The following is a 24468-nucleotide window of genomic DNA, read 5'->3' as shown; positions in this document are numbered from 1 at the left end:
TGTCGTCTCCCGCGGTGCGCGCGAGTGCGCTGACCACGTCCGACGCTACGGACAGCGAGCCGCAAGCGGATCTGTCACCGTATCGGTCACGGAGTGGTGAAGTTCGCTACCCGGGTATCTCGAGTGCTCGGGCGTCAGCAGCCAGCCATTAGGCTTTCAAGGCAATGGACCTTTATGGACGGCGCCAGGAGCAGGCGGCCCTTGACCGGATCCTTGACACTGCTCGCCAGGGCGACGCGACAGCCCTGATGCTGTGGGGAGAACCCGGCATCGGCAAGACCGCCTTGCTCGAATATGTGGCCGAATCCGCTGCCGCGGACTTCACCATCATGAGGTGCCGGGGAACTCGTCTTGAGTCGCGGCTGGCGTTCGCCGCCCTGCACGAACTGCTCTGGCCGGCGATGGAGCGGATCAGCACGCTCCCGGAGCCGCAGGCCAGGGCATTGAACGGGGCGCTCGGCACCAGCAGCGATGTGGCGGACCGGTTCCTGATCAGCGTGGCCGTACTGACGCTCCTCCGCGAACTGGCCGGGGAGCGGCCGGTGCTGCTCATCGCCGACGACGCCCAGTGGCTGGACGAGCCGTCCGCCCAGTGCCTGGTCTTCGTTGCTCGCCGACTGCGCGACGAGTCCGTGGCCATGCTTTGCACCGGCCACGACGACCCTGGCGAGGGAGCATGGGAGAAGTTGCCGGCGATGGAGGTCCGTGGGCTGGACGACGAGAACGCTGGGCTTCTCACCCGTGCCGTCGTTCCTCACGCGGATGAAGCGGTGATCCGCCGTACGGTCCGCGCGGCAGCCGGCAACCCGCTCGCACTCCAGGAGCTGCCCGCATCCGTGGCAGCCGGCGACATCTCGGCGCTCCCTCTCGCCGACGAACGGATCGCCGTCGGGCCCCGCCTGCGCCGTGCCTTCGCCACTCGGATCGAGAGGTTGTCCGCTCCTGCCCGTATCGCCCTGCTTCTCACCGCTGCCGATGACCGTAGTGATCGCAACACCGTGTACCAGGCCGGGGATGCGCTCGGCCTCGACGCGGAAACATGGGAGGAGGCCCTGCACTCGGGCCTGCTCACGATGCGCTCGGGTGGGCGGATCTGCTTCCGGCACCCGCTGATGGGTGCGGTGGTCTACGAGGAGGCGCCCCCCGCGGACCGGCAGGCCGTTCATCGTGCGCTCGCCGCCGTACTGACCGGTGAGAACGCCGGCGAACTGCGGCCCTGGCACCTGGCCGCCGCCATCCAGGCCGCAGGCAGAACCGACGAGGAGGTGGCCCGGCTGCTCGAAGAGTCGGCTCACCGTTCATGGGCACGCGGCGCCTGTGCCACGGCGGGCCGTGCCCTGCGGCGTGCCGCGACGCTGTCTCCCGCCATGGACGACGCGGCCAGACGGCTGGCCCACGGGGCGAGGGCGGCTTGGGAGGCCGGGCAGGTGGATGTGGCGCGGGGAATGCTTGACCGGGCCGAGGAAATGTCCTCCGAAGCGACCGCTGCGGGTCACAGCGACGGACTGCGCGGGCTGATCGAGTTCGCGCACGGGAACCTGGAGAACGCCAGCCGCCATCTGACCGGGGACATGGAGCGCGTGGCCGATCCGGGGCAGGCGTCCAATCTCGGAAACATGGCGGTGAGGGCAGCCTGGGCGACTGGTCACAGCGGACTTCAGCGCGAGGCGCTCCAACGGCTCGAGCGGCGGACCCGGCAGGGAGGCTTCCCGAACGCCGATCTGCTGCCGCTGCTGCGTCAATGGTGGACGGAGGACCAAGAGGAGGACGCTGATGACCGCGAGCAGGGCGTGGTCCCCGGCGCTGAAATCCTCACGCGGCTCAGCGGCACTTCCTGGCTCCAGATGCCACCGGCAGTGCTGGGGATGGTCTGGGGCATCGAGGACGTGCTGCGGGAGGCACTTCAGCGCGAGACCGACAGGCTGCGGCACACGGACCAGGTGACCGCCCTCGCCCAGGCGCTGGCCCAGACCGCGGCGCTCGACATCGTGCAAGGCTCGTGGACCTTCGCCAAGGCGAACGCCCTTCAGGGGCTCGAAGTGGCCGAGGAGATCGGAGACGACCACTTGGCGTCGCAGTGCCGCAGCTCTCTCGGATGGCTGGCGGCCGCGCGAGGCGAGGAGCGGACCGTCGCGGACTTCGCCGCCCGGACCATCGAAATGTCGGTGCCGCGCGAAGTGCGCGTCCTCAGCGCTTCAGCGCAGTGGAGCCTTGGCATGTCGGCGCTCGTCGCCGGCCGGGCCGAGGAGGCGCTGGACCGCCTGGTCCGGCTGACCGAGCCGGGGCACCACGCGGCGCACCCCACCATCGCGCTGCTCGCCGCGGCGGACACCGCCGAAGCCGCCCTCCAGGCAGGGCAGCGCGCGACGGCCGAGGACCAGGCGCAGTTGCTGCGGCGGTGTGCCCAGCGGACCGACGCAGCGTGGGCCATCTCCACAACGCACCTGGTCCATGCCCTGTTGGCGTCGGGGGCGGATGCGGAGAAGCAGTTCCGGCTTGCGCTGGATGTTCCCGGAGCCCGGTCGCGGCCCTTCAACTACGCCCGGACGCGCCTGCTGTACGGCGAGTGGCTGCGGCGGGCCCGGCGCCGTACCGACGCCCGGACACAGCTGGCCGAAGCCGCGGAGACCTTCCGGCGACTGGACGCGGTTNCTACGCCCGGACGCGCCTGCTGTACGGCGAGTGGCTGCGGCGGGCCCGGCGCCGTACCGACGCCCGGACACAGCTGGCCGAAGCCGCGGAGACCTTCCGGCGACTGGACGCGGTTCCGCTGCTTGCCCGCACCCGGGCGGAACAGGAGCTGACGGGGCAGCAACCGCGCCGCGACTCCGCACCGGCCCGGGACACCGCAGCTGTCCTCACGCCGCAGGAGCTGCGAGTCGCACGGCTGGCCGCGCAGGGGCTCACCAACAAGGAGATCGCAGCACAGCTGCTGATCAGCCCTCGTACGGTGGGTCATCACCTGGCCAACGTGTATCCCAAGCTCGGTATCCTCTCGCGCGCCGACCTCGCCCGCGTCGACTTCGAGGACGGGCTGCGTCTGATCGGCTGACCGGCGACGGCGTTTTGGGGGCGTCCGGCTGGCTGGTGCCTGGATTCGCCTCGTGGTACCTGCTTACCGCGTCGTTCATCCACTTGATCATCAGGACGGGGCTGAGAGTGCAGCGTGGCCGGCACGCAACGAGCCCTTGTCGATCTTGCCGACCGCGTTCTTCGGGATGGCTTCCACCAGGAAGAACGCCGTTGGGCGCTTGTAGCCAGTGAGGCTGCGCGCACAGAGGGCCTTCAGTGCCGACGGTTCGACGGTCGACCCCGGCCGAGGCTGGACGTAGGCGACCACCACCTCTCCCCACTTTTCGTCGGGTACGCCGATCACGGCGGCCTCGAGCACCGACGGGTCGCCTGCCAGCACGTCCTCGATCTCCTTGGGGTAGATGTTCTCCCCGCCACGGATGATCATGTCTTTCGAGCGCCCGACCAGGGTCAGATAGCCCTCGGCGTCGAGATAGCCCACATCGCCCGTGTGCAGCCAGCCGTCGACGAGGACTCTGGCCGTTTCGTCCGGACGGCCGAGATAGCCGCGCATGACGTTGGGGCCCCGCACGGCGACTTCTCCGTCCTTGCCCAGCGTCACTTCGCTGCCGTCGGCGCCGAGGATCCGGATCTCCTGGCCGGGGAAGGGAAGGCCCACGGTCCCGGCACGTCGAGGGCCGTTGACGGGGTTGATGGTGGAACCGCAGGTTCCTTCGGACAGGCCGTATCCCTCGACGAGGGGGAACCCGTAGCGGGCCTCGAACCGGGTCAGCAGCTCGGCGGCGGCCGGGGCGGCGGGTGAGTTTCCCTCCACCAGCCAAGATGGCGACGACCACACTGAAACGAACAGACCCTCAGCACAGGAGCTGTTCAAGCTGATCGACGAAGTAGCCAAGGACCTGGCCCCCGACTTGCAGGTCATCGTCTGCGACCACGTGGACTTCCCGACGCCGTGGTTTCAAGAAGCTGTCGTACACCGATGGCACCACAGCGAAAAGCTCGTTCCCGACCACTGGGCCGACGCAGCAGGTTCCCCTCAACCTCTCCCGTAGGACCCCGCATGAGGGGGGCCGTCAGCCAGGTGACAGCGCCTGAACTACGCCTGCGAACGGCGGTTTCCTGTATGGCCACCGGAATGTCGACGGTCTCTCCGGCCGTCGAGTTGGCGCTCCAGTACCCCGATTCTGATGACGCAGCGCGAGGATCTCGATGTCCTTGCCATGGTCGCTCATCACCAGCAGGCGCAGCAGGGCGAACACGTTCGTCACAGCGAGATAGGTCAGTCGCAGCAGCACGACAGATCATCCTGCCGGGGCACTCACCAGGCGCCCAGAGCACCCGCCCTAACGCCCGCGCTCGACACCATCCGTACACCAGCCCCCACCAGGACGGATGAGTTTTTCGGCAGGCGCAAGGTAAGCAGCTCTGTAAGTGCGCGCCCCATCTCGACGATCGACCGGCTGTGAGTTCGGGTCTGACTCAAGCATCAAGGAAGGCTGAGATCTGGCATCGGACCGCATCCGGAGGTCGAGTCTGGCGCACGCACTCTGCGGCCTCCACTGGACTTCCGAATACGTTCCGAATACTATGGATGCATGACCATCGCAGCAGGCCTCCCCGTGGCGACTCGGCGCTCCTCGGACCTGAGCAAGCACTCCGCCGAGGTCTTCGCCGAGGCCGAGGACCACCCCGTGACGGTGACCCGGCGCGACGGCGAGGCTCTGGTCCTGATGTCGCAGCGCGAGGCCGAAGGTCGTGCCCGCTTGCTGAACTTTGCCGCGCAGCTCATCACCGTCACCCTCGACGACCGCGGCTCGCTCGCCGAGCGGATGTCCAAGGCCTTTCCTTGGATGCTCGCGCTGTCGCCGGCCGACCGGGAGTCCTGCGCGCAGGACCTCGTCGATGCGGCGCGCGCGTCGTTCGCCACCGACCAGCCGCACCTCGCGATCGCAGAGCTGACCTCCTGGAAGGAGACGGCCACGGCCGTCGCGGCCGGGCTCAGCAGCGGCAGCGCCGGTCTGGAGTGGTTCGACGACGATGAGACCGTGGAGCGTCCGTAGCCGTGGCGGCCGCCAGGAAGGGCGAGCTGGTTCCTCGCCCTCCGAAGAAGATCGAGTACGAGATCCGCTTCGCCACAGCCGACGCGCAGAAGGGATGGCGCGACCTCGTCGCGACGATCCGCAACTCCATGACGGAGACCTGGGACTTCCTCACGCGGACGCCGCTGTCCACGACGCCGACGAACTATCGGCTCAAGGGTGAGCTCGGCGTCATCGAGCGTGGCGGCGCGACCCATGAGCGGTGGCAGCACAAACCGACTGCGAAGGGCACCGCGCGCATCTGGTTCTACGTCCACGAGCGCACGGTCTTCCTGGAGCAGGTGCACACGAGCCACCCGAACGAGACGAAGTAGACCAGCTTCGCACATCGTCGGTGAGCGCGCATCCGACTGGGATGATCGCTGTGTGACTGCCGCGACCGGGGACTTTGACTTCACCCGAGGGCGGCACGCCTTTGGGAAAGTGGGCTTGATCCGTTCGTATTCGACAAACCGGATCACACCGCCAATGTCGGCCCAATCCAGGCCACCCCGCACAAGCGCTCACGGCTATCACACACTGGAGTTGATGACGCTGGTCGAGACCGGCACACGAGCCTTGCTCGGCGCGGTGTTCGGTCCCACCGCCGAGAACGAGACCAGCTATGCCTCGCGCCTGCTGCGGCCGGACATGCTCGTCCTGTGGGACCAGGGCTTCGACGGCAACGACTTCCTCGCCTCCGTTACCGCGACCCGCGCCTAATTCCTGGACCGACTGCGCAGCAATCGGCGTACTCCCGTTCTCACACGTCTCACCGACGGCTCATCCCTGTCGGTGATCGCCGCCGAGAAGATACGTATGATCGTCTGGATCAACGGTTGCGCCGACGCAAAGCCCGGCCAGCGTCCCTACCTGCTTCTATCCGACCCGCTATCTAGCCTTGCTTAGCCTCCACTTGCTCTGGCTAGCCCTGATGGGGAAGATCCGTCTCCCATGGGGGACGGGGAACGGCCCCTGGCGCACTCGCCGGGGGCCGTTCGCGTGAGACCGGGTCGGGGCGTCCGTCCATCCGGGGGGCCTTGACCCAAGGCCCCAACATGGACTGCGGGGCCGTGTATGACCTTGTGCGGGCCGGCCACTGGGTCGCGTCCCTTCTCGTGGTGTAGCCGATCATCCGGCGGTCGTGTTGGTGGTGTTGGGTAGCGCGGGGGTGCTTTCGGGGCGCTCGGAGGGGTAGAGCTGGTCCATGCTTCCCTCGGGCAGGTAGCGGCGGGGGAAGGCGATCCATTCGTCGTGTAGCTCGAAGAGCACGGCGGTGACCAGCCGCAGGAGCGCGTCGTCATTGGGGAAGACCTGGACGACGTCGGTGCGGCGCTTGACCTCGCGGTTGATCCGCTCCAGCGGGTTGGTGGACTGGATCTTCTTCTAATGTCGCTCCGGGAAGGCGGCGAAGGCGGTCAGGTCGTCCTTCGCCTCCAGCAGCATGCCTTTGACCTTGGGGAACTGCTTGCCGAGCATGTCGGCGACGGTGTCGAGCTGAGTGCGGACCGCGTCGGCGGTGGGCTGGGCGAAGATCGTGCGGATCGTGGCGGCGGCCATCTCGGCCGCTTCCTTGTTGATCACGCTGAGCAGGTTGCGGGCGTAGTGGACCCGTACGCGAACAAGGTATTGCTTTCTGAGCCCGGTCTCGTTGACCTGGTATGGCGATCAAGGACGCGGTGCTGGCTCAACTCGCTGTTCGATTCGAGGTGTTGCTGCCCCACCTGAACGAGCGGCAGCGTCGACTCGCGCTCGCGACTGAGGCGAGATTGCTGGGCCACGGCGGGGTGCGGGCCGTGGCCAGGATCGCCGGGGCGAGCGAGAGCACCGTACGCAAGGGCGTCTTCGAGTTGGAGGCGGGCGGCGAGTTGCTGGCGGAGGGTCGGATCCGTAGGCCGGGCGGTGGGCGCAAGACCGCGACCGAGCTGGATCCGGCGCTGCTGCCCGCCCTGTTGAGCCTGGTCGAGCCGGACGAACGCGGCGATCCGATTTCGCCGCTGCGCTGGACGACGAAGTCATTGCGGCGTCTCGCGGCGGAGCTCACGAGGCGAGGGCACCGTGTCTCGCCGGTGACTGTCGGCCGGCTTCTGCGGGAGAACGGCTTCAGCCTGCAGGCGAACGCCAAGACGCTGGAAGGAGACCAGCATCCGGATCGGGACGCGCAGTTCCACTACATCAACGATCAGGTCAAGCAGTTCCAGGCCGCGGGCGAGCCGGTGATCAGTGTCGACGCCAAGAAGAAGGAGATGCTCGGGCAACTGCCGAACACTGGACGCGAGTGGCGGCCCAAGGGCGAGCCGGTCCAGGTCGAGGATCACAGCTTCTTCACCGGCCCCAAGGGCGAGACCGCGATCCCCTACGGCATCTACGACCTGGCCGCTGACACCGGATGGGTCAGCGTCGGAGTCGATCACAACACCTCTGCCTTCGCCGTGGCCACGATCCGCCGCTGGTGGCAGGCCCGCGGCCAGCTCGACTACCCGGCCGCCACCCGGCTGCTGATCACCGCGGACGCGGGCGGCTCCAACAGCTACCGCTACCGCGCCTGGAAAGCGGAACTGGCCGCGCTCGCCGCCGAAACGGGGCTGGCGATCACGGTCTGCCACTTTCCGCCCGGCACCTCGAAGTGGAACAAGATCGAGCACCGGCTCTTCTCCCACATCACTATGAACTGGCGCGGTAGGCCGTTGACCAGCCACGAAGTCATCGTGAACGCGATCGCCTCCACCACCACCCGCAGCGGGCTGCGCGTCCAGGCCGAGCTCGACACCCGCTCCTACCCGCTCGGCGTCGCCATCAGCAAGGCCCGTATGAAAGCCCTGCCCCTGGAACCCCACAAGGCCCGCGGCAGCTGGAACTACACGCTCCACCCCGCGCCCCTGACCACCACGGAGCCGGCGCCGCCCGGAAGCGGGCCGACTGCAACGGTGCCGGGACGCAGAACAGTCCTGGACCTGCTGGACGACCCCCGCCTGACCGGGATGAGCGCAACCGAACTCGACAATGTGGCAGCTCGGCTCGCCCCCGCCCAGGAGGCGGAGCGCGAGCGGCGTTGCTTCCAGCAGCGGGGCGGACCGCGTCGCAAGGCGGCCGCCGACCACGGCAAGCCCCTCTTCACCGGCCGCGACCGCATCCTGCTGACCCTCCTCTACCTGCGTCAGGTCTGTCCCCAACGCGTCCTGGCTGAGATGCTGGAGGTCACCGACCGGGTCATCAGCCCGGTGATCACCGAGACCCGCCGCCTCCTGGACGGCCACAAGGTCAAGGTGGAACCGACAACACTGCTGTTCACCGAGCCGGGCCAACTGATCGGGTTCCTCAGCACCGGGGCTCTTCCCGCCCGAAGCCGCACCTCGCTGCCCGAAGAACTCTGCGATCCGGCCCTGACCGGGATGAGCCGCACGGACCTGCAGGAACTCATCGAACACCTCGCACCCCGTCAGGCCGCCCTCGTCGAGGGGCGCCGTCACACCCAGCGCGGCAGACCGCGCCAACCGGGCACCCGCGGCGGCGTGTTCGCCCAGAAGATCACCGACCCGGAACGTGTCCTGGCAACCGTCTTGTTCCACCGCCGCGTCTGCACCGGCGAAGTACTGGCCGAACTGTTCCAGGTGAACCGGAGCACCATCGGCAACGCCTTCCGCGACGTCCGTCCCCTCCTCGATGCGGATGGGTTCCACCTGCCACCTGCCCCGTTCAAACACCACACCGCCGAATCCCTGCTCGCCTCCATCTCGACGACAAATACGCTGAGTTGATTCTTTACGGGTCCAGTGAACCCTGCAGCGCTGGTAGGCGGCCCCGAGCATGACCTTGCGGATGGCTTTGACCAGTCCCAAGTGGTGGTCGCCGATGACGAGCCGGACCCCGGTCAGACCGCGTTCGCGCAGGTGACGCAGGAACTCGGTCCAGAACACCTCGGTCTCACTGTCGCCGACCTCCCCCACTCTCGACTTCGCTCGAGCGGGAGGACCCCCATCGCCCAGCACCTCGCGGCCGCCGTCCTCGGTGATCCCGGTGGCGATCACCACGGCGCGGGACACGATCTGGTGCTCGACCCTTGCCTTGCAGTAGGTCGCGTCCAGATAGACGTACGGGAAGCGGACGTGGTCCAGGGGCCGGGCACGGAACGCGGTCAGCCGACCGTCCAGGTCCTGGCAGATCCGCGAGACCTCACTCTTGGATATCCCGGTCTCCGCGCCGAGGGCCTTGACCAGATCGTCGACCGACCGCGTGGACACGCCGTGGACGTAGGCCTCCATGATGACCGCGTACAGGGCCTGGTCGATGCGTCGTCGTCGCTCCAGCAGCGCGGGGAAGAAGCTCCCCGACCGCAGCTTGGGGATCGCGAGGTCCAGGTCGCCGGCCTGGGTGCTGAGCGTCTTGTCGCGGTGGCCGTTGCGAAGCGCGGTGCGCGTCTCGGTGTGCTCGTTCCACTCCGCGCCGATCCGGGCCGTGGCCTCGGCCTCGATCAGCTCCTGGAGCATCCGCTCAGCCACACTGCGGACGAGTTCGAGCCCGTCCGCCGAACGTAGTGACTCAAGCAGCCGGAGTAAGTCATGCTGAGACAGGGCCATCCTGCACCTCCCGCGTTGAACTGCCCGTTCACTACGGAGAGTTGCACGATGGCCCGCCTTACGGGCAGGGAGCGAAAGCCCATCAGCACACGCCCCCGGCGCACTCCCTAACCGTGATCGGCTACACCACGACAAGGGACGCCATCCGGAAGGTGTGCTCCAGGTCGAATCTGCGCAGGAAGGCCTGCCAGAGGCGGTCCACATCTGCGGCGCTGGCGCCGGTGGCGGACCACCACAGCCAGATCGGCTTGGGATTGCGGTCGCCGCGCAGGTGGTCGACCTGCAGACGGATGACGGTGCCTTCGATGACCGGCAGCTGGGCGAGGTGGCCGGCCCAGGCCGAGCGCCGGGTCAGCAGCGGGTGCAGGCGGTCCCAGGCGGTAGCGAGGGCCTGTCCGTAGTGCATGGTGTCGCTCACCGTGGTGCGGGACGGGACAGGATGGGTGCTCGGATCCTCGAAGACGAACCCCTCTCCATGCCGGGGCTTGCGTCCCCGCTTGCCCGCGGGCTGGGGCGGCGGCGGAAAGAACAGGACGCGGTCAGAACGCATCCGGCCCAGCACTTCCACGGGCAGATCGGCCAGCAGAAAGGCCAGACGGTCTCGCACGGTCGGGCGCCCACGTCCGCAAGATCGCCCACGATCTACGACGAGACCGCAGCTGGCGCGGCGGCCGCAGTAGCCGCATGCAGCTGCTATAACGACCTTGGGAGCGATACCAGCTCCCGGATCTGCCTGGCGGTCTGGGCCCCTGCGCGATCAGGACGCCGCTGAGGAGGAGTGGTGCCGTCAGGCGGGTCGCGGTCGCCGCTGTCTTGACCGGCGCGTCTTGGTCAGGGAGTGGACCGCAGCGGCGGCGCCTGCCACGTCATCCCCGGGGGCTGGAGTAGGGGCGAGGGCTCGGGGCCGGGGTCATCGGTGTCGACGACTCCGGCGGCCGTGTGGTCGAAGTCGGCGGGCCAGAGGGTGCGCTCGCTGGCCACGGCGCCGGTCAGGCGTGCTTCGACAAGGTTGGCGGTGCGCAAGTCGGTGCCGCGCAAGTCGGCCATGCGGAGATCGGCGCGTTGGAAGACCGCGCCGTGGGCGACGGCCTTGCGCAGGTTCGCCTCGCGCAGGTCGGTCTCAGTGAAGTCGGCGTCACGCAAGTCGGTTTCGACCAGCTTCGCGCCCCGTAGGTCGGCCAGAATGCAGCGAGCCCGGCGGAGAATCGCAGTCGTGAGGTCGGCGTGCCGCAGGTTGACCGAGACCAGGGACGCCTGGGTCAGATTGGCGTGGTACAGGCCTGCGGCCTCCATGCAAGCGCGGTCGAAGTTGACCTCGGGGAACCAGAGTCCGTCGCAGTCGGCCCGGCGCAAGTCGGTGATGCTGAGATTGACCCAGGACTGCTCCCGGTGCTGGCACAGCACGCCGAGCGCGGTCAGCGCCACCTGGGCGTCGGCGGCGCGAGTCTCCAGGGGTGCGATGTCGTTGATAGGCACGTCTGCCGCCGGTGATTCCGGCCCGGCGGGTGGCCAGGGCAGGTGCGTACGCAGATACGCGGCCTGGATGGAGATGATGGCCTCCCGGTCGCGGGCGGACTGCTCCGCGATCCGCCACAGCGCGTGCAACCCGCCGATGCGCACATCCAGCTTGTCGCTGCCGAGCTGGTCGACGGCCCGGCTGAATCGGTCGGTGACGTAGCCCTCCTGGGTGGCGCGCAACCGTCCTGACTCACCCGCAGTTGCCGCCAGGTGGCGTACGCGCCGAAGAGCACGACCAGGCCGCCGACCACCTGCAGAAGCGTCGTACGGACATCGTTCACCGCCTTCAGTCGATCCTGTGCGGCGACGCTCGCCCCGGCGAGATCGTGGTCGACCACCACACCCGGCAGTACGACGAACACCGTGCCTAGAACGACCAGCCCCGCCGCCCCGGCCAGCAGAGCCACGGCTGCACGACGCCTGACCAGCCCGTCGCGCCATGCCCGCCGCCCGCGGTCCGGTTCCCCCATCTCCATGGGCACAGGAGCCTAAGCTCCACTCAGTAAACGATCAAGAGTGCTGTGGCACTGGCCCGTGACATGAGAACGGCCTTACGGGTTGGGTAAGTTGTGAGGTTTACCTGGGCCCGTGCGGCCTGTTCCCATCCTGCCCTGTCCGGGGTCCCGCGCGCACACTTCGGCGAGTTGCTCAAAGAACTCGCGCCCCGATGGCAGGCCGCGCGGGAGTCGGCGCTACACGAGCGGCGTGGCGGAGCCCGGAGACGGGCGGCCGGCGCCGGGCCCAAGCAGCGCCTGGTCTTCGTCGACCGGCTCCTGGTCACGCTGGTCCACCTGCGGCTTGGGATCCCGCACGCCGCTCTGGCCGAGTTGTACGCAGTGGACCGCTCCACCGTCTCCGGAGCGATCCGCGAGGTCCGCCCGCTGCTGGCGGCCCGCGGCTTCGCCGTCCCGGACCGGCCGGGGGTGCGGCTGCGCACGCTGGAGGATCTGTTCGCCTACGCCGGCACGGAGGGCGTTGACCTGCGCATCGACGGCACCGAAGTGCAGGTCCGCCGCCCCCGCGCCCACCGCCCCGGCCGCAAGGCGTTCGTCTCCGGCAAGAAGAAGCAGAACACCATCAAGACCACCACCTTCAGTGACCCGCAGGGTCGCACCCTGTTCAGCGGCGTGGTCCGGCCGGGCCGCATGCACGACCAGACCGCCGTGCGCACCGAGGGCATCGCCGAGCAGTTCCTCCGGCACCCCAAGGTCAAGGCTGTAGTCGACGAGGGCTACCGGGGCCTGGCCAACGAGTTCCCCGGCCAGGTCAGCGCCCCGCCGAAGAAGCCGAAGGACGACGCGCCGCTGGGCGAGCACCATGCCTGGCGCGAGCAGCGACGCCGCCAGTCCTCCGCGCGGATCTGCGTGGAGCACACCAATGCCGAGTACAAGCAGTGGCGGCCCCTGCAGCGGTTCACCGGCCGCCGCGAGACCTACGCCGAGACCCACCTCGCGATCGCCACCCTGGTCTCTGACCGCTCCGCCCGGCGGGCGACCCGCCGCAAGGCGAGCACCGAACTGGTGCTCGCCCGGCAGGCCGCCTGCTGATCACCCACCAGCCAACACGCCAGGCCAGCACGCCCCGAACTCAATCGCTCCCAAGGTTGTAAGGGCCGAGGCATCGCGGGCCGGAAGGAGCGTGGCTGCTGGACGGGCGCCTTCGGCGACGCTATACGGGCGGGGAACTCAGTTCTCGTACTCGTCCGGGTCGAAACTGTCGTACGGATCTTCCTGTACGGATCCTGCTTCGCCGTACTCCTTCTCGTACGCGTTCTCGGCCGCGGCCCGGCGCGCCATGGCATCGGACCATGCGCGGGCCCAGGTGCGCAGGTCGGCGATGGTTTGTTCGTCGAGTCCGTACGCGGCGAACTCGGTGTCGTCGATCCAGTCGGCGCCGACCAGGCGGGCCTGGAGTTCGGCGGGGCCGAAGAGGGTGTCGGGGCGGGCGTGGCGACGGCCGAATTCTTCCAGGTCGGCGGTGGTCCAGCGGTGGGAGGCGGCGTAGACGTCGATGAGGTCGCGGGCGGCGCCGCGTTCGGCGATGGCTCGGACCTTGGTGCCGATGACGTCCTGCTCGGACAGGACGGGACCGTAGGAGGTCGGGACGGTGGGGTGCCAGAAGACCTCCTTGAGGATGTCGACCTCGCACTCCTGACCGCTGTCGGGATCGGTGACCAGGAAGCGGGCGGAGAGCGGGGAAACCTCGATGGTCTCGGCCCGCCATCCGAGCCGGGTCAGACCGTCGACCAGGTAGTGGGCGATGTCGGCCATGGGGGCAGGGTTCTGGGTGGCGACGTCCAGATCCTGGCTGGGGCGGTCGACGAGCTGGTGCGCCTGGACGGCGTAGCCGCCGGTCAGCACCAGCGGGTAGGGCGAACCGAGGGCGAGGACGTCTTCGAGGAGCCGGGCGTGCAGCTCCGGCATCGGTGGTTTCTTCACGCGGCGGTGGCCTGGCCGGCTTCACGCAGCTCGGGGAAGGCGCCCTCCCAGGCGTCGCGGACGGCGGTGCCGATCAGGGTGCGCAGAGTCGGCCATAGCTCGATCAGCAGGTCGGCGTTGAGGAAGCGGCACAGGTCCTCGCGCATGCCCTCGGACAGCACCGTGCGGTACAGGCTCATCCGTAGCCGCGGCCGGTCCAGGTCGAAGGAGCGCAGCCCGGACCAGGCCACCGTCAGCGGCAGCTCGACCACGCCGTGCACCGGTCCGCGCAGCTCGTCCAGGGAGCCGGGCAGCCGCCGGACGAACTTGATTCGGTACGGGTCGGCGACGCCCGGGGCGAGTGCGACGGCTTCGGGGAGCGACATGGCGTCGATTATCCCCGATCGACGCCCGTTGGCAGGAACGGTCTGACATCCAGGTCCAGATTGCTCGGGGATTTGGTGAAGCGTGCGCAGGCTTCACCGCGAGCGTGGCCCCTGGACCCGGGGGCTCGGGGCGGCGGAGGCCAACCTCCGTGGCCGTGCGTCAAGGCGCGCTCTGCCCTGACGGTCGCCCTGGCGCCGGGGCGCCGCTGGACGTGACCGAACCGGCCGCGGCGGACGCCGGAAGCGCGCCTCGTCCGGCTCATCCTCACGGCCGCCGCCGCGCTGGACGACCTCACCGGCGATGCCTGGGACACGGTGGATGACCGGCTGCGTTTCTCTCGTGGCGAGGGTTGCGGCCTGGGCCGGACATGAACCTCAGCTGACCCGCCCCACCCTGGGTACGGAAGGGCCCGCACGGCAAGCGTCGGCAAGCCGTGCGGGCCCTTCCGCGTCATCCCCTGCTTCGCGGACGCACACGTCCTAGTGGGGTGTATCCCGCCTCCCCGGTGGGAGATGAGTGGGAGACAAGTGGGAGATGATCATGGCGTGGTGCTGCAATCAGGCGCTAGAAAATGCTCGATAGCGCTACCTGTGCGGCCATGGTTCAGCCGCCGGATTCGCCCGCGTGGGGGCTCAGCGCACCCATGCTGACCAGCACGATCACCAGGATGCCCAAGGCGATGCGGTACCAGACGAACGGCATGAAGCTCTTGTGCGAGATGAACTTCATGAACGAACTTATGACGACTTTGACCGAGTGGACTTGACCTGCTGTTTTCCACCACTCTTCAAGATCGAATGCGAGAGCAGTGGGAGATGGCACTTTCCAGTGCTCTCCCTCGCTGGCCGCGAAGCCGCAGCCACCGGGTTTGCAGCGAATCGGCAATCTCCTGCTCCATGGTCAGGGTGACGTGCGAGTAAAGACCTTCCACGCCGACGGCCTCGTGGCCCATGACGACGTTCTTCTCGGCCTGTGTCATCCAGGAGGCGGTTGGGTGTGCGGTGGCGCCCAGGACCCGGATGCGCCGGCTGCCGTGCCCGAGCACGGCGAACACGTACAGCCGCGTCCCGGACACAGTGATGGCCTTGAAGAAGTCGCAGGCCAGCAGGGCATCGGCCTGGGAGCGCAGGAAGTCCGTCCAGGTGGTTACGGCGCGTTCGGGTGCCGGGCCCGACGATGAGGCCATGTCGCTCGCACATCAGGTGACCGCAGGGGTGCGTATCCACTGGCGGCTGGTCATCCTCCCCGTCGGATTCGTCCTCAACGTCTGAGGAAACATCCTCTTTGACACGTCACCCGACGTCACGAACAGGGCTGTCAGCCTCATCCTGTTCCCCGTCGGACTGTTCCTCGTCCTGTGCGGATGCCGTTTCTGGCGGAGCAGAGCAGAAAAGTGGTACGCCCTCCAGCGGGTGAGTCCTTGGATGTCCGGGAAGCGGAACGACACAGCGTGCCAGCATCGCTGGACGTCCAGCAGCGGCGCTGGACCTGATCCTCCTATACGACAGAAGGGGGAACAGCAGCGAAGAGGCCGCTGAAATTGTCGTCGCCGGACTTGAAGACCTCATCGCAGCTACGTTGAATGATCCTGAGATCGGGCGACTCAGTTCACGCTTCCAGGATCTCTTCGCACTGCTGGCCCGGCACCACGAGCACATCGGGCGTCAACGCATCCTCAATCTGGAGTGGCAACTCATTCCTGCGCTCGGGCTCGACGCTGAGGCTCCAAGCCTCCAACAGACGCTCGTCGAGGACCCTGAGGCGTTCGCGGAATTGGTGACGTGGTCCTTCCGCCCCAGCACCAGTGCCGAGGAGGACCTAGCAGATACCGTCGAGAACGAGAACAGGCGGGATATCGCGAGCCACGCCTACAGATTCCTCCATGCTCTGCGTAGATGTCCCGGACTTACGGCTGACGGGACCCCCGACTCAGTTGTACTGCGCACGTGGGTGATTACGGCACGGGCGGAACTGGCTGCCAGAGATCGTGCCAAGGTAGGTGACGTGCAGATCGGTCAGGTACGTGCCTTCGCCCCGCGCGACCAGGACGGCCTGCAGATACCGGAAGCCGTCCGAGACCTACTCGAAGAGATCAACAGTAGCGATCTCGAACGAGGTCTCGACATCGGTATCTACAACAAACGAAGTGTGACCAGCCGGGGACTCCTGGACGGCGGAGCTCAGGAGTCGGAGCTGGCCCGGGCCTTCCGGGAACAGGCCGAACGAGCACGTGCGTGGCCACGAACCAGGAAGTTGCTCAAAGGACTTGCAGAGTCGTACGAAGCGGACGCCTGCCGGGAGGACCAAGAGGCAGAACGACGGCACCAGGGCCTGGACTACTGATCTGCTTCTGCGACCGAGCGGCACGAGGGAGGCGGCCGGATCGCCGCCTCCGCTTCTAGGCTTGAGTATAAGGCACCTTGATTAATATCAAATGCTTGATCAGAGGCGGTCCCCTGAAGTACTTTGAGGACATGACTCGGACCCTTGCTCTGACAACGGGCCCGTCCTCCGGCATTGATGCCGCGCACGCCCGCCTCCTGGCAGGCACCTCGGATGTCGTCCTGATGGCCCGCCGTGTCAACCGGTTGCAGGGCCTGGCTGATGAACTCCGTAAGGCCTGCGCAGGTGTGGAATCCCTTCCCGCGGACCTTTCCACCCGCGAGGGCATCGCCATGGTGAAGCACCGTTTGAGCGCTGGGGCTGTCCACCTCCTGATCAGCGACGCTGGTGCCGGGCCGAGACGCATCTCCAACTCGCCGGCGCCGCACTCCCAGGCATGCTCGCCGCCGAAGACGGCGCCATCGCCTCGTTGCCCGCTGCCGGCCCCGGCCTGGTGGCCACCGAGTTTCACCAGAGCATGGGACAAGCCGTCCCCGTCATGGCCGCCGAGGACGTCGCGCGAGCTGGCCTCCCCGGGCTTCGCCCGGGAGAGGCGATCTGCGTCTCCGGCCTGGAGGAGGGCCGGTCTGCCCGGGAACGACGCCCGCGGAAAACAGCGACGGCTGGTTGCCCCGCGCAAGCCGAGATGTTCACGCTCGCCCCAGCTGGCCCGAACCGGTGTCAAACACCGATAACCCAACGCACGCGACGCACAGTGCTGCACGGATAGGAAGTGACCACCAGTGAGCAGGGCGAACCCCTCCGATACAGAGTTGGCCTCTGACATGAGCGAAGCCCGAGTAGTAGTGGCGAGTGCGTACGGCGGTCCTGAGGTGCTGTCGGTGATCGACGAAGCCGTACCCGAGCCCGGGCCGGGCCAGGTGCGCATCGCGGTCCGTGCCGCTGGCGTCAACCCCTTCGATCAGAAGGTGTACAGCGGCGCCTTCGGTACCGATCCGGGGAACTTGCCACTACGGCTCGGTCTCGAGGCGGCAGGAGTGGTGACCGCGGCGGGCGACCAAGCGACCGGCCCCGCAGGTCCGGTCGAGGTCGGCGACGAGGTGATCGCCTACCGTGCGCCCGGCGCCTATGCCGCCGAACTCGTCGTCCCGGCCTCCTCGGTGGTGCCGAAGCCCGCCAACCTGTCCTGGGAACAGGCCGGCGGGCTGATGATCGCCGGCGTTACCGCCGAACACGCTCTCGAGGCGATCGGCCTGCGCAAGGGCGAGTCGGTGTTGATCCATGGCGCTGTCGGCGGAGTCGGTCTGATGGCCGTGCAACTGGCGGTCGCGCGCGGCGCCACTGTCCTGGGAACTGCAAGCCCGGCCAAGCACGACCTGCTGCGCGAGCTGGGGGCGATACCGGTCGCGTACGGGCCGGGTCTGGCCGACCGGGTACGCGCGGCAGCCCCGGAGGGCGTCCATGCGGCGGCAGACCTGGTGGGCACCGACGAGGCGGTGGACGTCTCGGTGGAACTGGTGGCGGACCGTTCCCGCATCGCCACGATCGCGGGCATCGTGCGGGGGGCCCAGGCCGGTATCAAGCTTCTCGGCGGCAGTCCCGGCGCGGATCCGGGTACGGACATCCGTGCCGCCGCCCGCCTGCAGCTCACCGAGGCTGCGGAGGCCGGGCGACTCCGAGTCCTGATCGCCGGCAGCTACCCGCTCAGCGAAGCCGCTGCCGCCCATCGCGAGATCATGACCGGTCACACCAGCGGAAAAATCGTCCTGGTGCCGTAAACCAGGACCCGTGCCTCCGGCCGACGATCGATCACGGTGTCCGAAGCGCCGACCTGATGCAGAAATCGCCACGGTCGCCAGCGAAGAACGGGATGCGCACGGGTGTCTGGTGTGAATGAGGGTTGTTTCGGCCAAGCGATGCCCCTTGACGGACGTGGGACCACAATGGAACGAAAGGACACCCCGCTCCTGGTGGGTCTGCACGGTGGCGGCTACGACAGCCGCTACTTCGCGCCCCCGGTTCCTCGCCGCTCAGCCGGGCAGCTGGTGCGGACTTCCCGGCACGCGCACTCACACGCCCCCGGCCATCCCGCCGACGAGGAGTCCGCTCGGCGGCAACCATCGTTCACCGAGGCCGCTGCCATCATCGCCGAAGCGATCGCCGATGCCTGGCAGCGGCTGGGCGACGTTCGCCCCGGCATCGTGCTGCTTGGCCATTCGATCGGCGGAGCGATCACGGTGCACATAGCGGCTGCCCAGACACTCGCATGGCCGTTGCTCGGGCTGACCGTCTTCGGCGTGGGTGACGTCATCTCGCCCCGTGCGATGGGGCAGTTCACGCTCTTGCCGCCGGGCACCGCCGTCGACTTCCCATTACACACCGCCACCTTCGCCGACACCGCACCCCCCGTGGCGGGGCACCACCTGGCAGTCCCTGACCACCCCCAACGCCCACTGCCCCGCCTGGCCGGTTGAGCACTCGACATCGCTCAGGAGCGTCCGATCGGCCGCAGAGCGGATCAATGCCCACGTACGCAACGGTTACTGGCGGTCCGTGAACGGCGCCCCATCCGGGGATGCACTGGTCATCGGCGATTCACCTCACGGTGCCGTGGCCGATACGGCCTGCGGCGGTTCGTCGCTCACAGCACCGAGGGTGCTGCCGAGGCCTGTGGACTCAGGTTTTCCACACCGCTCCGGCGGCCCATCCTGGTCAAGCGCTCGGGGAGTTGACGGGCCGTAGGCCGTGGAGCACGGTGTCGACGATCTGCGCGGGCAGTCCGTCAGGGAGGTCGGGCTCGGGGCCGGCGAACGAGCGCATGAGCAGAGGACCGACGAACATTTCGACGGCCAGGTCCAGGTCGACGTCCGTACGAAGTTCCCCGTTCGTCCGGCCTCGACGGAGGATCGCCAGTCCGAGGTCACGCCGGGGAGTGATCACGCCGGCATGGTAGGCGGCCCATATCTTCGGGCTGTTCGTCGTCTGGGCGTGCGCGTTGTGCAGGATCGCCGACAAGCGGCCGACCATGCTGCGTTGCCGCAGCGATTCCAGCAGAACGACGAGGTCGTCCCGCATCGAGGTGCCGGGGAGCGCGGGTACGGCGGACTCGGCAGCGCGTATGACGTCGACGAACAGATCCTCTTTGTCGCTCCAGCGGCGGTAGATGGCCGCTTTGCCGACGCCGGCTGTGCGGGCGATCCGCTCGACGGAGAGATCGCCCAGTGGCACGCCGTCCTCCAGGAGGTTCATCACTCCCTCCAGGATGGCCTGTTCCACGGCCTTGCTGCGGGGGCGCCCGCGGGCGGAGCCGTTCGACGGCGGACGGCTTCTGGCACGGTTCATGGCTCTCCGTCGCTCAGTCTCTCCATGTCTCTTGTCTTCTGCTCACATCGACGCGGCGGAGCCGACAGGGGCATCGGCTGGACAGCCAGGGCTCCAGGGCTAGTTCGAGGAGCGACTGTCGATGGCGAGGGCATCGGGGTTCAGTTCCTCGACCAAACGGTAGAGCAGACGGTGAATGCTGTCCTTGTCGTCCGGGGAGAGTGGTGAGGTCGTCTCCCGTTCGATCCGCTGGGCGATCGAAGCGGCACGAGCGGCAGTCGCCTCTCCCTCGGTGGTCGCGAACAGGCGCACGCTGCGGCGGCTGGTCGGGTGCGGCTCACGTCGTAGTAGTCCTCTCTCCACGAGCTGACTCACTGCGGCTCCCATGGACTGGGCCGTGATGCCCGAGCGGCGCGCGATCTCGGCGGCGGACACCCCCGGCGTCCAGAGGGCCTGCTGCAGAGCGTTGTGCTGCGCCAGTGTGAGGTCTTCCGCGCGCAGTGCCCGCTCCAGCCGTCCGGCGATGATCTGGGAGAACTGCCAGGCGAGGTATCCGGTGGTGGGGAACGCGGCGTCGGTCACGGGCCGCAGTCTACGAGAGCGAGGTGTGTTGCTCGCCGGGTCGTTGTCGGGCAGCCGAGCTGCGTCCCCGTGCCATGGACCAATATCACTGCCGTTCCCCACGGACGGTGCCTGGGCACGGGGCAGGGCAGGAGCCGGGTCAGCCGACGGCTGCGCGGCGGGATCCGCGGGCATCGAGCCAGAAGAGCACCACGGCGGCGACGAGGATCCATGCCACCAGGACGACGATACCCGCGGTGAGACCGTCGTTGTTGAAGTGGGACAAGCCCTGGACGGCTCGTACGCCGACTCCCACCGGGAGGACCTCTGAGAGCGGACGCAGCCAGTCCGGCAGGTAGGCGGTGGGCAGCGTGCCACCGCTCGTGCTGTTGCCGAAGGTCAGCAGGACCACGGCGGCCAGCGACATCCCGGCGCGGCCGAAGAGGCGCATGAACGTCATGGTCGCGCTGCCGACGGCCGCGGCCATCAGGGCGATGATCCCCGCGATGCCCAGGAAGGGCCCGGGCAGTGCCGCGAAGCCGAGGCTGCCGGCCATCGCCGCCACGAGGACGCCGGCGAGGACGCTGAAAGTGGCCAGGCTGGCCAACCTCCACCGGTACTCCAGTCGCGGAGCCATCTGGTAGGTCATCATGCCGAACAGGAATCCGGCCAGCACGACGCCGAACCCGGCGTAGAACACCGACATGCCGCGGGTGTCGCCCGCCGAGGCCGGCACGAGGTCGCGCACGGTCAGCCGGTCATTGTTCGCCTTGGCGACACCGGAGAAGGCGCCGGTGACCGTCGAGGTCACCGAAGGACCGTTGGCTCCGGCATACAGCAGTGTGGCGGACTTCCCGGGGCCGGTGACATAAGCGGCGTACACCTTGCGGTCCTGCAGCGCGCGGCGGGCCGTGTTCTCGTCGGCGTAGCGCTTCACCTCGAAGCCGCCGGACAGCCCGAGCTCCAGCCCTCCGGTGACCTGTTCGAGTCGCTGGGTCGTCCCGACGACGGCGACCGGAAGGTCGTGGGGCCGGGGGGCGTGGAAGGCGGCCAGGAACACGCTGACGAAGATCGAGCCGATGACCAGCACGACCGCGACCGGTAGCAGAACTCCCTTCACTCCGGTGGCACCTTGCGGCGCTGGAGCGGCGTCCATCGCGTGGTGATGGGGTGCGGGCCGCGCCTCGGCGGAAGTGGTGGGTGATGTGGACATGGGAGAAGGTTCTCCATCTCTGATTAGAAGGTGTCTTATAGTTGTATCATAGAAATATCAGGCACCTTACTATCGGAGTCGCTCGTGAGCCGCACGTACGCAGATCCGTCCACGCGCATGGGCTATCTGGCATGGCAGGTGGTCCACGTGATGGGAACGCGGCTTGAGAGAGCGTTGCGTTCGCTCGACCTCACGGCGGCGCAGCACAACGCGTTGCAGCACGTCGGCTGGACGCCGGGAACCTCCGCCGCGGAAATCGCGCGTCGGACCGGCTTAACTCCCCAGTCCATGGGTGCCGCCGTCAACGCGCTGGTCGACCGCGGCCTTCTGGCGCGCCGCGAGCATCCTTCGAACCGGAGAACCGTGCAGCTGACCATCACCGACAGCGGCGCGAAGCTCGCCGATCGGGCGCGGGAACTAGTGGAGCGACTGGACACGGAGGCGCTCGCGGTCCTCGCCCCCGCCGAGCAGGCGGCAATTCATTCCTTGCTGCTCCGCGTGCTTGCCGAGCTCAATCCTGATGCCTTGCCGCCGTTGGATCTGCGTGGTGCGGACTCCGGAGCGGCGTGATCCGGGTGGGCTTCGCAGAGAGGCGTTGGTGCGCCTTCTCCTGCAGTTGTCCCCGTTGCGTCGTGCCGTCGTGGTGGCGGTTCTTCCGGACGCGGACCTGGGCTGCGTCCGGAAGGCCCGAGCGTGCGAGCCTCATACAGCCGCCGTCCGGCAGTTGACGGGCACCTGGCGCCGTCATTCGGGCCGCGGTGCCTCGGTGGTCGCTCGACGCGCACCTGGCCGTCATGGACCCGTACCGGATCCGGGTCCGCGTCACCTCGGCGACCCGTGATCCTCGACGCCGCCACCATGGTGCCCTTGCCTGCGCCGACCCTACGGCCCCCGAGATGAACCCGGCCCCGAGGCGCCGATACATGCGCTCCTGGGGGCGGTTGGTAGCACGGTCGGGCAACTTGCCAGTACGCCTGCCGTCGGGTCATGCACTGGGGTGGGCGTAGCCGGTCTGGTAGGCGATCACGACCAGTTGGGCGCGGGCGCGGACGTCGAGCTTGGCCATGATGCGGTTCACGTGGGTCTTGGCTGTCGAGGGCGAGATGTGGAGCTGTTCGGCGATGGCGTCGTTGGACAGGCCGCCGGCCACGAGGCCGAGCACCTGGCGCTCGCGTTCGGTCAGGCTCGACAGCTCCGGCACCGGAGTGCTCGTCACGTCGGGTGTGGTGAGGTAGTGAGCGATGAGTGCCTTGGTCGCCCTGGGCGACAGCAGCGCCTCTCCGCGGGCGACCAGCCGGATCGCGTCGAGGAGGTAGGAGAGGTCCACGCTTTTACCCAAGAACCCGCTGGCCCCGGCACGCAGCGCCTGGAAGACGTGCTCGTCGGCTTCGAAGGTCGTCAGGATCAGCACCCGTACGCCCGCGAGGTCTTCGTCCGCCGAAATGGCGCGCGTGGCGGCGAGGCCGTCCATGTCGGGCATCCGGATGTCCATCAGCACGACGTCGGCACACGTGCTGCGGGCCAGCCTGACCGCCTCCTCGCCCGTCGCGGCCTCTCCGACGACCTCCAAGTCCGGCTCACTCTCGATGAGCATGCGAAAGCTGGTGCGGACGAGGGCCTGGTCATCGACGAGCAGAACGCGGATGGTCATCCCTGCCTCCCCTCTGCGGCGTTCGCGCGCAGGGCCGTGCCGGACCGATCCGATGCGCGGGTGCCGGTCGGTGGGCCGACCGCGGGCAGAGGCAGCTGCACGGCGAGGCGAAAGCGGCCGTCGGTGTCTGCTCCGGCAAGCAGGCTGCCGCCGACCGCCTGGGCGCGCTCGCGCATTCCCGTCAGCCCGTGTCCGGAGCCCGTCGCTGTCGACACCGGGGACGGGCCGACGTGTGGCAGGTTGGTGATGTGGATGCACAGATCGTCGGGCCCGTAGTCGAGGAGCAGGTCCGTCTCGGCGGTCGCGCCGTGTTTGTGGGCGTTGGTCAGGCCTTCCTGGATGACGCGGTAGGCGGCCAGGTCGATGGCGGTCGGCAGGGGACGTGGGTGGCCGACCTGCCGATGGCGGACGCTCAGCCCGGCCGCGGCCAGCGATTCGAGGAGCGCTCCGAGGCGGGACAGGCCGGGCACGGGGTCGGTCGGTTGGACCTCGTCCGTCTCGTCGTCGGACTGTCGTAGTACGTGCAGCAGCGGGCCCAGCTCGTCCAGGACCATGCGGCCGGCGTCACGGATGTGGCCGAGCGCCACCTCGGCCTGATCCGGCCGGCCTCGCAGGAAGCGATCAGCCAGCCCGGCCTGAATGGTGATCAGGGCGATGTGGTGGGCGATCACGTCGTGGAGTTCCCGCGCGATGCGCAGCCTCTCTTCGGCGACCCGGCGGCGGGCCTCTTCTTCCTTGGTCGCCTCCGCCCGCAGCGCTCGCTCTTCCATCGCGGCGGCGTAGGCGTGCCAGGTGCGTACGGTGGCGCCGACGGCGGCGAACATCCCGGTCCAGGCGAACACGGCGCCGGCCTCCGGGCCGGTGGCCGAATCCGTCGCGTAGGTGATGACGGCGTACAGGGTGAGGGCCGTGCCCGAGACGGCGATCAGGGCGATCCGCCGACGGGCCGTTCGGGCCACGGTGTAGACCGCGAACAACGCGGCCATCTTCAGCGCCCGCGACGGATACGACTCGAGGACTGTGAAAGCCACCTCCCCGAGCACGGTCAGCGCCAGGACGGGCAGCGGTGCCCGGCGGCGGGCCAGCACAAGCAGGAACGCGGCCGCCGCGGCCACGGCGTCGGCGCCCGAGGGACGTACACCGTCGGGCCACCGTCCGAACAGCAGGGGCAGCAGGCCGAGACCACCCACGAGGATGGCGAGGGCGGCGTCCAGCAGGCGCGGGTGAGCGCCGGGGACCCGTTGCAGCGACGCCGGTCCGATCACGACTTCACCGTTCCTTGATACAGGTCCTCGGTTTCGGGCAGATGCGGCAGCCCGTCCTCACGCTTGAAGGACTACGAGGGTCGGTGGTGTGCCGTTGCAACCGG

General features: G+C 68.4%; 24 protein-coding genes and 4 pseudogenes. 13 read left to right on the top strand and 15 right to left on the bottom strand.

The annotated features are described in order from the left end of the window. Positions 1-164: 164 nt before the first annotated feature. A complete protein-coding gene (locus ACWBNA_RS39765) occupies positions 165-2804 on the top strand; it encodes an ATP-binding protein (protein ID WP_482709422.1) in 2640 nt (879 codons plus the stop codon). After that, complete coding sequence (locus ACWBNA_RS39760) at positions 2687-3052, top strand: helix-turn-helix domain-containing protein (RefSeq protein WP_482709444.1); 366 nt, start codon at positions 2687-2689, stop codon at positions 3050-3052. The genes ACWBNA_RS39765 and ACWBNA_RS39760 overlap by 118 nt, the downstream gene beginning before the upstream one ends. 90 nt (positions 3053-3142) lie before the next feature. Here ACWBNA_RS39760 and ACWBNA_RS39755 read toward each other — a convergent pair whose 3' ends face one another. Further along, entirely contained in the window at positions 3143-3928 is a 786-nt protein-coding gene (locus tag ACWBNA_RS39755; protein ID WP_482709421.1) for a class I adenylate-forming enzyme family protein, read from the bottom strand. Here ACWBNA_RS39755 and ACWBNA_RS39750 point away from each other — a divergent pair. Next, positions 3900-4085: a DUF3732 domain-containing protein gene (locus tag ACWBNA_RS39750; protein ID WP_482709443.1), complete on the top strand. Its 186-nt coding sequence runs from the start codon at positions 3900-3902 to the stop codon at positions 4083-4085. The two genes, ACWBNA_RS39755 and ACWBNA_RS39750, sit on opposite strands and share 29 nt — an antisense overlap. A gap of 21 nt (positions 4086-4106) precedes the next feature. On the opposite strand, the gene ACWBNA_RS39745 is transcribed toward ACWBNA_RS39750, so the two are convergent. Continuing rightward, positions 4107-4328 carry a hypothetical protein gene (locus tag ACWBNA_RS39745; protein ID WP_482709420.1) on the bottom strand — a complete coding sequence of 74 codons (222 nt, stop codon included), beginning with the start codon at positions 4326-4328 and terminating at the stop codon, positions 4107-4109. A 300-nt stretch (positions 4329-4628) separates the two neighbouring features. On the opposite strand from ACWBNA_RS39745, the gene ACWBNA_RS39740 reads away from it, so the two are divergent. The 3 genes from ACWBNA_RS39740 (at position 4629) to ACWBNA_RS39730 (ending at position 5834) form a co-directional block, all read left to right on the top strand. Continuing rightward, the gene (locus tag ACWBNA_RS39740) at positions 4629-5093 is read left to right on the top strand and encodes a prevent-host-death protein (protein ID WP_406163894.1); all 465 of its coding nucleotides are present in this window, start codon (positions 4629-4631) and stop codon (positions 5091-5093) included. A gap of 2 nt (positions 5094-5095) precedes the next feature. Further along, positions 5096-5446, top strand: coding sequence for a hypothetical protein (locus tag ACWBNA_RS39735; RefSeq protein ID WP_190154430.1), 351 nt, complete (start codon positions 5096-5098; stop codon positions 5444-5446). 214 nt (positions 5447-5660) lie between these two features. Beyond that, positions 5661-5834, top strand: a complete 174-nt coding sequence (locus ACWBNA_RS39730; protein ID WP_157961274.1) for a hypothetical protein — start codon at positions 5661-5663, stop codon at positions 5832-5834. Between the two features lie 408 nt (positions 5835-6242). Here ACWBNA_RS39730 and ACWBNA_RS39725 read toward each other — a convergent pair. Next, positions 6243-6731, bottom strand: a pseudogene (locus ACWBNA_RS39725) (transposase); the annotation flags it as partial. Between the two features lie 41 nt (positions 6732-6772). Here ACWBNA_RS39725 and ACWBNA_RS39720 point away from each other — a divergent pair. Further along, a complete protein-coding gene (locus ACWBNA_RS39720; RefSeq protein WP_482709419.1) occupies positions 6773-8869 on the top strand; it encodes an ISAzo13 family transposase in 2097 nt (698 codons plus the stop codon). Here ACWBNA_RS39720 and ACWBNA_RS39715 read toward each other — a convergent pair. The 3 genes and pseudogenes from ACWBNA_RS39715 to ACWBNA_RS39705 form a co-directional block, all read right to left on the bottom strand. Further along, positions 8861-9688 (bottom strand): annotated as a pseudogene (locus ACWBNA_RS39715) (IS256 family transposase); the annotation flags it as partial. The gene ACWBNA_RS39720 and the pseudogene ACWBNA_RS39715 sit on opposite strands and share 9 nt — an antisense overlap. A 142-nt stretch (positions 9689-9830) precedes the next feature. Next, a pseudogene (locus ACWBNA_RS39710) lies at positions 9831-10286 on the bottom strand (transposase); the annotation flags it as partial. A gap of 233 nt (positions 10287-10519) precedes the next feature. Beyond that, entirely contained in the window at positions 10520-11386 is an 867-nt protein-coding gene (locus ACWBNA_RS39705; protein ID WP_482709418.1) for a pentapeptide repeat-containing protein, read from the bottom strand. A 20-nt stretch (positions 11387-11406) separates the two neighbouring features. On the opposite strand from ACWBNA_RS39705, the gene ACWBNA_RS39700 reads away from it, so the two are divergent. Then, the gene (locus ACWBNA_RS39700; protein ID WP_482709417.1) at positions 11407-11577 is read left to right on the top strand and encodes a hypothetical protein; all 171 of its coding nucleotides are present in this window, start codon (positions 11407-11409) and stop codon (positions 11575-11577) included. A gap of 273 nt (positions 11578-11850) precedes the next feature. After that, a complete protein-coding gene (locus ACWBNA_RS39695; protein WP_482709416.1) occupies positions 11851-12753 on the top strand; it encodes a transposase in 903 nt (300 codons plus the stop codon). Positions 12754-12891: 138 nt separating this feature from the next. On the opposite strand, the gene ACWBNA_RS39690 is transcribed toward ACWBNA_RS39695, so the two are convergent. The 4 genes and pseudogenes from ACWBNA_RS39690 to ACWBNA_RS39675 form a co-directional block, all read right to left on the bottom strand. Continuing rightward, positions 12892-13629: a nucleotidyl transferase AbiEii/AbiGii toxin family protein gene (locus ACWBNA_RS39690; protein WP_250293841.1), complete on the bottom strand. Its 738-nt coding sequence runs from the start codon at positions 13627-13629 to the stop codon at positions 12892-12894. Positions 13630-13640: 11 nt separating this feature from the next. Next, positions 13641-14009, bottom strand: a complete 369-nt coding sequence (locus ACWBNA_RS39685) for a hypothetical protein (protein ID WP_250293842.1) — start codon at positions 14007-14009, stop codon at positions 13641-13643. Between the two features lie 604 nt (positions 14010-14613). After that, positions 14614-14754 (bottom strand): annotated as a pseudogene (locus tag ACWBNA_RS39680) (undecaprenyl-diphosphatase); the annotation flags it as partial. 43 nt (positions 14755-14797) lie between these two features. Beyond that, entirely contained in the window at positions 14798-15196 is a 399-nt protein-coding gene (locus tag ACWBNA_RS39675) for a hypothetical protein (RefSeq protein ID WP_482709415.1), read from the bottom strand. A gap of 392 nt (positions 15197-15588) precedes the next feature. Here ACWBNA_RS39675 and ACWBNA_RS39670 point away from each other — a divergent pair, with 392 nt between their 5' ends. The 3 genes from ACWBNA_RS39670 to ACWBNA_RS39660 all read left to right on the top strand — a co-directional run bounded on the left by ACWBNA_RS39670 (position 15589) and on the right by ACWBNA_RS39660 (position 18827). Further along, positions 15589-16353 carry a hypothetical protein gene (locus ACWBNA_RS39670; RefSeq protein WP_482709414.1) on the top strand — a complete coding sequence of 255 codons (765 nt, stop codon included), beginning with the start codon at positions 15589-15591 and terminating at the stop codon, positions 16351-16353. Positions 16354-17198: 845 nt separating this feature from the next. Further along, on the top strand, positions 17199-18131 hold the full coding sequence (locus ACWBNA_RS39665) for a quinone oxidoreductase family protein (protein ID WP_482709442.1): 933 nt from the start codon (positions 17199-17201) through the stop codon (positions 18129-18131). Between the two features lie 165 nt (positions 18132-18296). Further along, positions 18297-18827 (top strand): alpha/beta fold hydrolase, encoded by a 531-nt coding sequence (locus ACWBNA_RS39660; RefSeq protein WP_482709413.1) that lies wholly within the window; start codon positions 18297-18299, stop codon positions 18825-18827. A 238-nt stretch (positions 18828-19065) separates the two neighbouring features. Here the strand turns inward: ACWBNA_RS39660 and ACWBNA_RS39655 are convergent, their stop codons facing one another. From ACWBNA_RS39655 to ACWBNA_RS39645, 3 genes are all read right to left on the bottom strand, one after another. Continuing rightward, on the bottom strand, positions 19066-19695 hold the full coding sequence (locus tag ACWBNA_RS39655; protein ID WP_482709412.1) for a TetR/AcrR family transcriptional regulator: 630 nt from the start codon (positions 19693-19695) through the stop codon (positions 19066-19068). Positions 19696-19794: 99 nt separating this feature from the next. Then, on the bottom strand, positions 19795-20256 hold the full coding sequence (locus ACWBNA_RS39650) for a MarR family winged helix-turn-helix transcriptional regulator (RefSeq protein ID WP_482709411.1): 462 nt from the start codon (positions 20254-20256) through the stop codon (positions 19795-19797). A 139-nt stretch (positions 20257-20395) separates the two neighbouring features. Further along, positions 20396-21448, bottom strand: a complete 1053-nt coding sequence (locus ACWBNA_RS39645; RefSeq protein WP_482709410.1) for an ABC transporter permease — start codon at positions 21446-21448, stop codon at positions 20396-20398. Between the two features lie 84 nt (positions 21449-21532). Between ACWBNA_RS39645 and ACWBNA_RS39640 the strand changes: the two genes are divergently transcribed. After that, positions 21533-22018, top strand: coding sequence for a MarR family winged helix-turn-helix transcriptional regulator (locus tag ACWBNA_RS39640; RefSeq protein ID WP_398429722.1), 486 nt, complete (start codon positions 21533-21535; stop codon positions 22016-22018). A 415-nt stretch (positions 22019-22433) separates the two neighbouring features. Here ACWBNA_RS39640 and ACWBNA_RS39635 read toward each other — a convergent pair whose 3' ends face one another. Together ACWBNA_RS39635 and ACWBNA_RS39630 are read right to left on the bottom strand one after the other, a co-directional pair. After that, positions 22434-23099 carry a response regulator gene (locus tag ACWBNA_RS39635; protein WP_482709409.1) on the bottom strand — a complete coding sequence of 222 codons (666 nt, stop codon included), beginning with the start codon at positions 23097-23099 and terminating at the stop codon, positions 22434-22436. After that, a complete protein-coding gene (locus tag ACWBNA_RS39630) occupies positions 23096-24364 on the bottom strand; it encodes a sensor histidine kinase (RefSeq protein WP_482709408.1) in 1269 nt (422 codons plus the stop codon). Before ACWBNA_RS39630 ends, ACWBNA_RS39635 begins: the two co-directional genes overlap by 4 nt. Positions 24365-24468 lie beyond the last annotated feature (104 nt).

This window comes from Streptomyces sp. Q2 (genome assembly GCF_056820935.1).
The sequence above is the reverse complement of the archived record's forward strand: the minus strand, read 5'-3'. Positions and strand labels throughout refer to the sequence as shown.